This window comes from Sulfitobacter alexandrii (assembly GCF_001886735.1).
GTDB classification, from domain to species: domain Bacteria; phylum Pseudomonadota; class Alphaproteobacteria; order Rhodobacterales; family Rhodobacteraceae; genus Sulfitobacter; species Sulfitobacter alexandrii.
The window spans coordinates 1,158,589-1,171,363 of sequence record NZ_CP018076.1; the positions used below are offsets into that span (position 1 = coordinate 1,158,589).

Genomic DNA, 12,775 nt, shown 5'->3' on the forward strand with positions numbered 1-12,775 from the left:
TGGGGCCCAGACCTGCCGCACGCACAGGCCGGGGATGATTTGAACATGAAGACGTCTCGCAACCGCACGCCGCTCGGCGAGGACATCGCAATTGTGGGCATGTCGGTGAACGTACCGGGTGCCGCCGGAGTGGATGCCTACTGGGCCAACCTGCGCGACGGGGTGGAAAGCATCCGCCGCCTGTCGGAACAGGATCTGCTCGACGCGGGCGAAAGCCCCGAGAACATCGCGCGCCGCAACTACGTGCCGGCGGCCGCGCCGATGGAGGGATTCGAGACCTTCGACCCCGAGTTCTTCGGGTTCTCCCCAAAAGACGCCGCCATTCTCGACCCGCAACACCGCAAGTTTCTCGAGGTCGCGTGGGAGGCGATGGAACAGGCGGGTCATCCGCCCGAGACGATCGCGGGCGACATCGGTGTCTACGCGGGCTGCGGCATGGGCAGCTATTTCTATTTCAACATCTGCTCCAACCCCGATCTGGTGGACGACGTGGGCATGTTCCTGCTGCGTCATACCGGCAACGACAAGGATTTCCTGTCGACGCGGGTCAGCCACGTGTTCGACCTCAAGGGACCGTCGATCAACCTGCAGACGGCCTGTTCCACGTCGCTGGTGGCGATCCACTATGCCGCGCAGGCGCTGCGCGCGGGCGAAGTGGACATGGCGCTGGCGGGCGGCGTCACGATCGAGCTGCCGCAGGGGCGGGGGTATCTGTTCAAGGAAAACGAGATCCTGTCGCCGGACGGGCATTGCCATGCCTTCGACCATCGCGCGCAGGGCACCGTCTTCGGCTCCGGCGCGGGCTGCGTGGCGCTGCGCAGGCTCAGCGATGCGGTGGCGGACGGCGATCACATCTGGGCGGTGATCAAGGGGTCGGCGGTGAACAACGACGGCGCGGCCAAGGCAGGGTATCTCGCCCCGTCGGTGGACGGCCAGACGGCGGCCATCACGGCGGCGCTGGATGCGGCTGGCGTCGCGGCGCAGAGCATCGGCATGGTGGAATGTCACGGCACCGGCACCTACCTCGGCGACCCGATCGAGGTCGCGGCCCTGACAGAGGCCTACCGGACCCGGACCGACGCCGCGGATTTCTGCCGCATCGGCTCGGTCAAGACCAACATCGGCCATCTGGACACGGCGGCGGGGGTCGCGGGCTTTGCCAAGGCCGCGCTGGCGCTGCACCACGGTCAGATCCCGCCATCGCTGGGATTCGAGGCTCCGAACCCGGCCATCCCCTTCGAAGGCAGCCCGTTCCGGGTGAACGACCGGCTGACCGACTGGCCGGGCGGCGAGACGCCGCGCCGCGCCGCGATCAACGCGCTGGGCGTGGGCGGCACCAACGCCCATGCTATCATCGAGGAAGCGCCCGAGCGGGCCGCCTCGGATGACAGCGACTGGCCGTTTCATCCGCTCGTGATCTCGGGCCGCTCGCGCGCCGCGCTCGATGCCAATGCCGCCGCGCTGGCCGCGCATCTGCGCGCCCATCCCGAACAGCCGCTGGCCGACGTGGCGTTCACCCTCAAGGAAGGCCGCCGCGCCTTCGACAAGCGGCGGGTCGTCGTCGCGACCACCCACGCCGAGGCCGCCGATTTGCTGGAGGCGGGCGACTCCCGCCGCGTGTTCACCCACGACACCCTCGGTGACAGCCCCGAGGTGGTGTTCATGTTTCCCGGCGGGGGAGCGCAATACGCCGGGATGGCGCGCGACCTCTACGAGACGGAGCCGGTCTTTGCCGACTGGATGGACCGGGGTCTGGCGCATCTTCAGCCGCAGCTCGACTACGATATTCGTGCGCTCTGGCTGCCCCGGCCCGCGGACCGCGCCGCGGCGGATCGCACCCTGAAGAAGCCCTCGGCGCAGCTGCCTCTGATCGCCATTACCGAATACGCGCTGGCGCAGCTCTGGATGTCCTGGGGCGTGCAGCCTGCGGCGATGGTGGGCCATTCGATGGGCGAGAACGTCGCCGCGTGCCTTGCCGGCGTGATGAGCTTTGAAAACCTGATCGACCTGGTGCTGCTGCGCGGGAGATTGTTCGACGAGGTGCCGGCGGGCGGCATGTTGTCGATCTCCGCCCGGCTGGAGGACATAGAACCGCTGCTGGGTGACGATCTCGACATCGCATCGGTCAACGCGGCCGAACTGATCGCGGTATCCGGGCCGCAGGCCGCGCTGGACGAGATGCAGGCACGCCTGACCAAGGCCGGGTTGGACCATCAGCGCATCGCCATCGACATCGCCGCCCACAGCCGGATGCTGGAGGGGATCCTCGGCCGTTACCGCGACTTCCTTGCCGGTCTTGACCTGCGCGCGCCGCAGATGCCCTTTGCCTCCAACCGGTCGGGTGAGATGATCACGGCCGCACAGGCCACGGACCCCGATTACTGGGTCGCGCAACTGCGCAACACCGTCAATTTCGCCGACTGCATCACCACGCTAAGCGCGGCGCGCAAGCGCGTGTTCCTTGAGGTCGGGCCGGGCAAGGCGCTGTCCTCGCTGGCGCAGATGCACCCGTCGGTGGCGACGGGACAGGTCCTGTCCTCGCTTCGTCATCCGGAGCAGGACCTGCCCGACGATCTCTACTTCATCACCGTTTTCGCGCGGCTCTGGGCCTGCGGCGTCTGGGCCGACTGGTCGCAGATCTGGGGCGAGGCGCGGCGCAACCGCGTGCTGCTGCCGACCTACCGCTTCCAGCGGGCCAGCTATTTCATCGCGCCCGGTGTGGCCGCGCAAGCGCTCCCGCAGCCCGCCCTGACACGGTCCGACGACATCTCGGACTGGGGCGCGGTTCCTGCGTGGAAACCCGCTTTCGCCGACGTGGACCTCGATGTGCTTGCCGATCTCGGCGCGCAACCGCTGACATGGCTTGTCTTCGAGGATGACGCGGGCCTGTCCGCGCCCGTCATCCACCGCCTGCGCGAGGCGGGCCACCGGGTCGTGACGGTGCGCGCGGGTGACGCGTTTTCCCGCGTGGCCGAAGACGGTTTCACGCTGGCAGCGGAACAGGGCAGGGCGGGCTATGACCAACTGATCGCGGCACTGCGCGAAGGCGCGCTGATACCGGACCGGATCGCACATTTCTGGCTGACCGACGACGCGGTCGCGCCGCGGCCCGGTTCCTCCGTCTTCGATCGCAACATCGAACAGGGGTTCTGGAGCCTCACGTGGCTGGGGCAGGCGCTGACCGAAGCGGGCATCGACGGCACGCTCCAGCTGATCGTGTTCACGAGCGGCGCGGCACAGGTCGGGACCGAGGCGCTTCCGCATCCCGAAAAGGCGCTGGTCACCGGGCCGGTGGGGGTCATCCCCCGCGAATTGGCCGAGGTGACGGCAACGCAGGTTGACCTGCCCCACAGTGCCCCCGTCACGGCGCGTCGCGGCTGGTTCGACCGGTCGGAAACCGCCCCGGCGCGGGCCGACCTGACCGACCGGCTGATCGAGGAACTGATGTCGGCAGCGGGGTCGCGCATCGTGGCCTACCGCGGGGAAAAGCGGTACGAGATGGGGTACAAACCCCTGCCGCTGACCGAGGCCGAAGGTGCTGATTTCCGCGACGGCGGCACCTACCTCGTCACCGGCGGCTTTGGCGGGATCGGCCAGACCCTCGCCGCCGACATCCTCGCGCGGCACCGGGCGACCGTGATCCTTCTGTCGCGAGAGGCGTTGCCACCCCGTGCGACGTGGCAGGACCATATCGCGCGGCACGGTACCGCTGATCGCACCGCCCGCCGGATGCAATCCGTCATGCGGCTCGAGGAAATCGCCCGCGCGCGCGGCGGGCAGATCGAAGTGGCGGGAGGCGACGTGGCCAACCTCGCGCAGATGCGCAGGGTGCTCGACGACGTGGCGGCGCGTCACGGCGGCCTGACCGGAGTGATCCATGCCGCCGGTGTGCTGGACGATGCGCCGATGCTGGGCAAGGACGACGCCCAGATGGATGCCGTGCTCACGCCCAAGGTACAGGGCCTGCGGGTGCTCGACCAGCTGCTGCCGGACGGGACGCTCGAACTGCTGGTTCTGTTCTCCTCCACGTCGACGGCGACGCGCGCGGCGGGGCAGGTGGATTATGTCGCCGCGAACGCATGGCTCAATGCCTTTGCCGCCGCGCGGCGGGGCGGCAGGACGCGGGTGGTCGCGGTGAACTGGGGCGTCTGGGCCGACGTCGGCATGGCCGCGAACGCGCTGCCGGGCACGGCCAGTGACGTGCTGCCGGCGCGGCCGCTGGACGCGGCGCTGCTGCGATCCGCGGGATCCGACACACGGGGCGACACGGTGCTGACCGCGCCGCTCGATACCGGGCACTGGGTACTGGACCAGCACCGGACGTCGGAAGGGCAGGCGATCCTGCCGGGCACCGGCTATGTCGAGTTGCTGGCCGAAGCGGCGGCGACACAGGGAATGGATTCCTTCGATATCGAGGATCTCTACTTTCTCCGCGCCATGCCGGTGGCCGAGGATACCCCGAGGCAGATGCAGATTGCCCTGTCGCCCCGCGATCGGGGGGTCGCCGTCGAACTGCGCAGCGATTGCGTCTTCTCGGGCAAGCCGGGGTGGCAGCTTCATGCGCAGGCGGTACTGGCCCCGCTGGCCGAAGCGCGACCCGTCGCGCTGGACCTCGACGCGATCGCGGCGCGCTGCCCGGACGTGGCGCAGGGCGGAGAGACACGCCTGACCTCGCCGCAGGAGGCGCATCTGTCCTTCGGACCGCGCTGGCACGTCCTGCGTCACACGGCATTGGGCGCAGCCGAGGGGCTCGCCACGTTGTCCCTGCCGGAAGAGGCCCGGGGCGACCTCGAAAACGGCTACCTCCTGCATCCGGGTCTGATGGACCTCGCGACCGGCTGGGCCATCTCGCTGGTGCCGGGATACGCGGCGGCGCACCTGTGGGTGCCGGTGTCCTACGGCCTGATCCGGGTGCACGGCCCGCTTCCGGCCGAGATCTGGTCGCATGTGCGTCTGGCGGCCGGCCATGCCGCCGATGGGTTCGCCCGTTTCGACGTGACGGTGACCGATCCAGCCGGCACCGTGCTGGTGGAGGTGCGCGATTTCGAGATGAAGCGCCTCGAGGGTGGGTTCGCAACCCCGCCTCTGACAGCCGGCGAAGTCCGGCTGGAGGACGAAGCGGAGCGGGATGCGCCCATGTCCGCCGCCGAGGAACGGCTGGCCTACCTCGTGTCGCAGGGCATCCGCGCGGCGGAAGGCCCCGAGGCACTGCGCCGGGCCCTCTCGCTCAGGCGGCCGCAGGTCATGGTCTCGTCCCTGCCGCTGGACGCCCTGATCGCGCAGGCCGACCAACCCGTGAAGGCGCCGCTCAAAAGCGGGCAGAGCTTCGAGCGCCCGGACCTCGACGGCAGCTATGTCGCCCCCCGCAACGGGATCGAGGAACGCCTTGCCGAAATGTGGGAGGGTCTGCTCGGCGTCAGCCCCGTCGGGGTCGAGGACAGCTTCTTCGATCTTGGCGGCCACTCGTTGATCGCGGTGCGCCTGTTTGCCAGCGTCAAGCGCGAGTTCAAGGTCGAATTCCCCATTTCAGTGCTGTTCGAAGCGCCCACGATCGGGAAATGCGCGGCGCTGATCGCGGCGGAAACCGGAAGCGCCGGCACCTTGGCGAAAGACGGGGCGGCGGCGCCCGCGCCCGAGAAGTTCGAGTTCCTGGTCCCGCTGAACCAGAGTGCCCACAAGCAGGCCGCGCCCCTTTACGTGGTCGCGGGCATGTTCGGAAACGTCCTGAACCTGCGCCACCTCGCGCTGCCGTTCACCGCCGAACGCCGTGTGATCGGGGTTCAGGCGCGCGGGCTGATCGGGGACACGCCGCCGCATCTCACGATCGAGGAGGCGGCAGCCGATTACCTGCGGGAGATCAAGCGTCTGCAACCGGAGGGGCCCTATATTCTCGCCGGGTATTCCGGTGGCGGCATCACCGCCTACGAAATGGCGCAGCAATTGCGCGCCGCGGGTGACGACGTGGCGGTGCTGGCCATGCTCGACACGCCGCTGCCGGTACGCCCGTCCCTGTCGCGGCCCGACAAGGCGCTGATCAAGCTGGCCGAACTTCGGCGCAAGGGGCCCGCCTACCTGGCCGAATGGGCGCGCAACCGCTGGTCTTGGGAAATCGAGAAACGCCGCGGCCTGCATCAGCCGGGGCAGGACGCGCCGGGGGCGGAGTTCAACAATCACAAGATCCAGGCGGCGTTTCTCGGCGCGGTGGCGCAGTACCGCACGCCCGCATGGGACGGTCCGATGACATTGTTCCGGCCTCCGATGGACCTGCATTGGCAGGTGACCGGCGGCAACTGGGTGTCGGCGGAGCGTGAATACGTGTTCGAGGACAACGACTGGCGCAAGTTTGCCCCCAACATGGAGGTCGTGGAAGTGCCGGGCGATCACGTGAGCATGGTCTTGGCGCCCAACGTGACGGTCCTGGCGCAAGAGTTGCGCGAGGTGATCGCGGCAGCGTTGCTGCGGGATGACGACGTGCGGGCGACGGCGGCGGAATGATGGCAGATCCCCGCGTTCTTGTCGTGCTGCTGAACTACCGCACGCCGCAGATGACCTTGCGGGCGGCACAGTCGGCGCTGGCCGACATGCCGGCGGAGGCCGAACTTGTCATCGTCGACAACGCGTCCGGCGACGGGTCGATGGTCATCTTCGAACGCGCCGCGTCGGAGTGGAACCTCGGGGCGCGCCTGCGCCTCGTCCAGTCAGACCGGAACGGCGGTTTCGGGGCGGGCTGCAACATCGGGCTGGCGCAGCGGATGTCGGACGGCAGCGCGCCCGACTTCTATTACCTGCTCAATTCCGACGCCTTTCCGGACCCCGGCTGCATCCGCACGCTGCTCGACCACCTCGGGCGTCATCCCGAAGCCGGCTTTGCCGCCAGCCACGTGCGCGGCGAGGACGGCGTGCCGCATACAACCGCTTTCCGCTTTCCGTCGATCGCGGGCGAGTTCGAGGGGGCGATGCGGCTCGGCCCCGTGTCGCGCCTGCTGCGCCACGCCATCGTCGCGCCACCGCTGCCGACCGGGCCGACGCAGGTGGACTGGGTCGCGGGGGCCAGCGTGATGATCCGCGCCGCAACGCTGGACGAGATCGGCACATTCGACGAGACCTTCTTTCTCTATTTCGAGGAAACGGATCTGATGAAGCGGGCGGCGCGCGCGGGCTGGACCTGCTGGTACGTGCCCGAGGCAAGGGTGGTGCACATCGGGTCGGTCTCGACCGGGATGAAGGAATGGCAGCGCATGCCCGCGTACTGGTTCGCATCGCGGCGTCACTACTTCGTCAAGACACACGGGCGGGCCTATGCCGCCGCCGCCTGGGCCGCTCGGCTCGGCGGGTCGGCCCTGCACGCGCTGCGCTGCGCGCTGACCGGCCGCAGACCGCAGGACCCGGCCCATTTCACCCGCGATCTGGCGCGCCACGGTCTTGGGCTGCGGCCGGGCATCGCCGGCGCCCCGCCCCGTGGCACCGCAACGGAGGACAGACCATGACCGCCACTTTCCAGCCCGCCGGTTTCAGCGCCATCGTGATCGGCGACGAAAGCCTCACCATCGCCTGCGGAGACATGATCCTCGCCGGCGGACACCGTGTCGTCGCCGTGGTCACGCGGGACACCACGGTGCGGGGCTGGGCCGAGGGCCACGGCATCGCCACGTTCGACGCCCCGCGCGACCTGCTGGGGGCGGAGGTGCGCGCGGACTGGCTGCTCAGCATCGCGAACCTGCGGATGATCCCGCAGGATGTGCTCGCTCTGCCTGCCAAGGGAGCCATCAATTTTCACGACGGCCCGCTGCCCGCCTATGCCGGCCTGAACACGCCCGCCTGGGCGATCATCAACGGCGAGACGCGGCACGGCGTGTCCTGGCACGTGATCGAAGGCGGCGTGGATGAAGGCGACCTGCTGGCGCGAAAGCGCGTGGACATCGCCCCGGATGACACGGCATTCAGCCTGAATTCCAAGTGTTATGCCGCCGGTATGGAGAGTTTCGGCACGGTGCTGTCGCAGCTCGAGGCGGGCACGCTCGACCGCAAGCCGCAGGACCTGAGCCAACGCAGCTATTTCGCACGTGACGACAGACCGGCCGGTCAGGGCGTGCTGGATTTCGCGCGCCCCGCACGGGAACTGTCGGCGTTGGTGCGCGGTCTCGACTTCGGTGAGTACTGGAATCCCCTCGGTCTGCCGAAGCTGGCACTGGCCGAGCGGGTTGTCGTGATCGGCGGTCTCGACCTGACCCGGCAGAGCGCCGCGCCCGGCACGGTGATCGAGGTCAGCCGCAGTTCCGTGACCGTGGGCACGGCGACACAGGCTGTCCGCCTGAGCGATCCGGTCGATTTCAGTGGTGCGCCGGTCGACCTGACCCGCTGGCTGGAGGTGGGGGACGTTCTGGCGGCTCCCAGCCTTACCGATATGCCCGTCGATGGCGAAGCGCACTGGCGCGGTCTGCTGGCGTCATACGAACCCGGGAAGCTGCTGCTGGCCGGTGCAGGGTCGGAGGCGCCGGATATCGCGACGATCCCGCTGGAGACCGGGACCCTCGAACAGGGCCAGATCGCTGTCGCTGCCGCGCTGGTCGCGCTGCGGTCGGCGGGGCAGGACGCCGCCCTGCTGGCGCTGCCCGCGGGCGGACAGGGTCCGCTTGCCGCCCCGTGGCTTCCCCTCGCGGTGGCGGCAGAGAACGACACGCGGCCCCAAGACGTGGCGGCCGCGGTTGCCGCGGGTCTTGACCGCGCCAGCAAGAGCGGGGGACGGGCCGCCGATCTCGGCCTGCGCGATCCCCGGATCGACCCCAGCGCCATGCCCGATGTGGGCCTGACAGAGGCGGACGGGCTGGTCCCGGGCACGGCTGCGACCGTCTCTCTCTCGGGGCGGCTTTTCTACGATGCCGCGCGGATGGACGCGGAAGCGGCCGGGTTGCTGGCCGCCCGTCTGAACGCGGCCTTCGCGGCACTGCCTTCGGCGGACACCTGCGGCGCGGTGTGGGCCTTGCCGGAAGACGAACGGCGACGGATGCTGGTCGAGTGGAACGCCACGGACCGGCCCTACGATGCCGTGACGATCCACGCGGCCTTCGAAGCGCAGGTAGCGCGCACGCCGGACGCGGCGGCACTGGTGTTCGAGGACGAAATCTTCAGCTATCGCGCCCTGAACGCCGCCGCGAACCGGCTGGCGCACCGGCTGCGTGCAGAGGGGGCAGAGCCGGGCATGCCGATCGGGCTTTACTGCACGCGCAGTCCTGACCTGCTGATCGGCGCGCTTGCGATTCTCAAGGCCGGCGGCGCCTATGTCCCGCTCGACCCGGCGTACCCGGCGGACCGGATCGCCCACTACATCGCCGACAGCGCCGCGCCATTGATCGTCGCGCAGTCGAAGATCGCGGCGCAACTGCCTGACAACGCGGCGAAAGTCGTCATGGTGGACGCGGATCACGGCGCGGAGAGCGACAGCGATCCCGACCCTGTCGCGCGCCCCGACGATCTTGCCTACCTGATCTATACCTCCGGTTCCACGGGAACCCCGAAGGGGGTGATGGTGACGCACGGCAATGTCGCCAATTTCTTTGCCGGAATGGACGACCGGATCGACCACGACGAAGGCTCGGTCTGGCTTGCGGTCACATCGCTGTCCTTCGACATCTCCGTGCTGGAGCTGTTCTGGACGATTTCGCGCGGGATCAAGCTGGTGCTGACGGGCGACGAAAGCCGCACCTTGGTGTCGAACGGCCCGCTTGCGTCGTCAGGGCGGGGCATCGACTTCAACATCTTTTACTGGGGCAACGACGATGGCGTCGGTCCGGCCAAGTACGAGCTGCTGCTGGAAGGTGCGAAATTCGCCGATGCGCACGGTTTCAACGCGGTCTGGACTCCCGAGCGTCATTTCCACGCCTTCGGCGGCCCCTATCCGAACCCCTCCGTCACCGGTGCCGCGGTCGCCGCCGTGACATCGAATCTGGCGATCCGGGCCGGGTCCTGCGTCGCGCCGCTACACCATCCCGCGCGCATCGCCGAGGAATGGGCGGTGATCGACAACCTGACCAACGGGCGCGTCGGGCTGGCCATCGCGAGCGGCTGGCAACCCGATGATTTCGTGCTGCGGCCCGAGAACACGCCGCCGGACAACAAACCGGCGATGTACACGTCCATCGACCAGTTGCGCCGGCTCTGGTCGGGCGAGGCCGTCGCGTTCAACAAGAAGGATGGCACCCACCACGCGGTCGTCACGCAGCCGCGGCCCGTGTCGAAAACCTTGCCCATCTGGGTCACCACGGCGGGAAATCCGCAGACCTGGAAGGAAGCGGGCGAGATCGGCGCAAACGTGCTGACCCATCTTCTGGGCCAGTCGATCAACGAGGTCGCGGACAAGATCGGCATCTATCACGCCGCACTGCGCGAAGCGGGCCACGACCCGGCCGATTTCAAGGTGACGGTCATGCTGCACACCTATCTGGCCGAAACCCGCGAGGAGGCCGAGGCGGTGGCCCGTGAGCCGATGAAGGATTACCTGCGTTCGGCCGCCGGGCTCATCAAGCAGTACGCATGGGCGTTTCCCGCCTTCAAGAAGCCCCAAGGTGCCACCAATCCCTTCGACGTGAACCTCGATGGTCTTTCCGACGACGAGATGGACGCGATCCTCGAATTCGCCTTCCAGCGCTATTTCAACGACAGCGGCCTGTTCGGCACCGTGGCGGACGGGGTGGCAAGGGCGGAAGAGCTCAAGGCGATCGGCGTGGACGAGGTGGCGTGTCTGATCGACTACGGCATCGCCGTTCCCGACGTGCTGGAAGGGCTGAAGCCGCTCGCGCAGGTGCTTGCCCAGGTCAACCAGGGGACCGAGCTGGCGGATGACGATTTCTCCATCGCCGCGCAGATCCAGCGCCACGGGGTGACCCATCTGCAATGCACCCCGTCGATGGCGCAGATGCTTGTCACGAATGACGAAGCGCAGCAGGCGCTTGGCAGTGTGCGGCACCTGATGATCGGGGGAGAGGCGCTGCCCGGTTCGCTCGTCTCGGCGTTGCAGGCGCACAGCGGGGCACGGATCCAGAACATGTACGGCCCGACGGAGACGACGATCTGGTCGACGACGCAGATGATCGGCGGGTCCGACGCTGTCACCGCGCCGATCGGGACGCCGATCGCGAATACGCAGGTCTTCATCCTTGATGACAAGATGCAACCGCAACCCATTGGGGTTGCAGGGGAACTCTGGATCGGCGGCGATGGTGTGACGCGTGGCTACTGGCACCGCACCGAGATGACGGCAGAGCGGTTCGTGCAGAATCCCTTTGGCACGGGGCGGCTTTACCGCACGGGCGACGTGGTGTCTTGGGATGCGTCGGGATGCCTGCATTTCGCGGGCCGCGCGGATGCGCAGGTCAAGATCCGGGGCCACCGGATCGAACTGGGAGAGATCGAGGCGCGCCTCGCGGCGCTGCCGGGGGTGACCCAGGCCGTGGTGATCGCCCGCGAGGGGCCGGGCGGTGCGCAACTGGTCGGTTATGTCACGCCGAAGACCGCGGTGAGCGAAGCCGCGGCCAAGGCGGCGCTCTCGCAGGATCTGCCTGCCATCATGGTGCCGGCCGCCATCGTCGGGTTGGACGCCATGCCCCTGACGCCCAACAAGAAAATCGACCGCAAGGCCTTGCCTGCGCCCGCTGCGCGCGTTGCCGTGCCGCGTCCCGCGCCGGAGGCGGCGCAGGTGGCGGATCACGCCCCGGCGCAGGCAAGCACGGAAACGTTGCAGCGCGTCGCGCAGGTCTGGACCGGGCTGCTGGGCGTGGCCGATATCCGGGCGGAAGACAACTTCTTCTCGCTGGGTGGCCATTCGCTGCTGGCGGTTCAGGCGCACCGCGACATCAAGGCGGCACTGGGGGGCGTGAGCCTGTCGATCACCGACATCTTCCGCTTTCCCACGTTGGGTGCGCTTGCCGGACACATCGACCGGGCCAGTGGCGGCGCGGCCCGGAGACGACCGGCGGCGCCTGAGGCCCGGTCGGCCGGTCCGGCGCCGGAACTGCGTCAGGCCATGCCCGAACTGCCGCCGCAGACGGCCGATATCGTCCGGAAGCGCCGGGCCATGCGCGCCGCGCGGCGCGGGGCGGATGCCTGACCGCGCCGCCCTCCAGCGCGCGGTCCGGGGCCTGTTCGACGGGCCGGTGGCGGTGGGCCTGAGCGACCCGTCGATGCCGCAGCCCGGCCTGTTTCCCGAGGAGGAGGCGGCGCTGGCGGGCATGGTTCCGGACCGGCGCAGGGAATTCGCGGCGGGACGGGCGGCCGCCCGGCTGGCCCTTGCAGAGGCCGGTCACGCGGCGCAACCCATCCCGATGCAGGACAACCGTGCGCCGCTCTGGCCCCCGGGGGTGGCGGGCAGCATCACGCACACCCGGCGCCTGTGCATCGCCGTGGTGTCGGATCGGGTCCGCGCGCTTGGCCTGGATGCAGAGGAAGATCATCCGATGGATGAGGAAATGATTTCAACCATCTGTTCGGAAATGGAAATATCAAGATCCGGTTCTATCCCGGAACAGCGTTTCGCCACGATGATATTCTCGGCCAAGGAGGCGGTCTACAAGGCGCAGTTCGCCCTGACGGGCGCGCTGTTCGGATTCGAGGTGCTGGACGTCACGCTGGAGCCCGATGCCGGCCGCTTTGCCGCGCGATTCCTGCAGCCCGTGGGCCCCTTCGCGGTCGGCGACAGCCTGCCGGGCCGGATCGCCGAAGTGGCCGGGCATCTTGTCACCGGAGTTGCGATTGGGCAACGTCCCGGCAAAGGAGCCTGACC

Annotated in this window: 4 protein-coding genes; all 4 read left to right on the plus strand. The window is 68.7% G+C overall.

The features are described 5' to 3' along the window. Window positions 1–45 precede the first annotated feature (45 nt). The 4 genes from BOO69_RS05705 to BOO69_RS05720 are packed head-to-tail and all read left to right on the plus strand — an operon-like array spanning window position 46 to window position 12,773. Window positions 46–6,495, plus strand: coding sequence for a type I polyketide synthase (locus tag BOO69_RS05705; RefSeq protein WP_071971112.1), 6,450 nt, complete (start codon window positions 46–48; stop codon window positions 6,493–6,495). After that, window positions 6,495–7,487, plus strand: coding sequence for a glycosyltransferase family 2 protein (locus BOO69_RS05710; RefSeq protein ID WP_071973662.1), 993 nt, complete (start codon window positions 6,495–6,497; stop codon window positions 7,485–7,487). The genes BOO69_RS05705 and BOO69_RS05710 overlap by 1 nt, the downstream gene beginning before the upstream one ends. Next, window positions 7,484–12,103 (plus strand): MupA/Atu3671 family FMN-dependent luciferase-like monooxygenase, encoded by a 4,620-nt coding sequence (locus BOO69_RS05715; protein WP_071971114.1) that lies wholly within the window; start codon window positions 7,484–7,486, stop codon window positions 12,101–12,103. The genes BOO69_RS05710 and BOO69_RS05715 overlap by 4 nt, the downstream gene beginning before the upstream one ends. Beyond that, entirely contained in the window at window positions 12,096–12,773 is a 678-nt protein-coding gene (locus tag BOO69_RS05720; RefSeq protein ID WP_071971117.1) for a 4'-phosphopantetheinyl transferase family protein, read from the plus strand. The genes BOO69_RS05715 and BOO69_RS05720 overlap by 8 nt, the downstream gene beginning before the upstream one ends. Window positions 12,774–12,775: the final 2 nt, after the last annotated feature.

Bases quoted from the DNA above. Each gene is read 5' to 3' on its own strand.
- BOO69_RS05705 (WP_071971112.1), top strand. From the start codon at position 46: ATGAAGACGTCTCGCAACCGCACGCCGCTCGGCGAGGACATCGCAATT.
- BOO69_RS05720 (WP_071971117.1), top strand. From the start codon at position 12,096: ATGCCTGACCGCGCCGCCCTCCAGCGCGCGGTCCGGGGCCTGTTCGAC.
- BOO69_RS05710 (WP_071973662.1), top strand. From the start codon at position 6,495: ATGGCAGATCCCCGCGTTCTTGTCGTGCTGCTGAACTACCGCACGCCG.
- BOO69_RS05715 (WP_071971114.1), top strand. From the start codon at position 7,484: ATGACCGCCACTTTCCAGCCCGCCGGTTTCAGCGCCATCGTGATCGGC.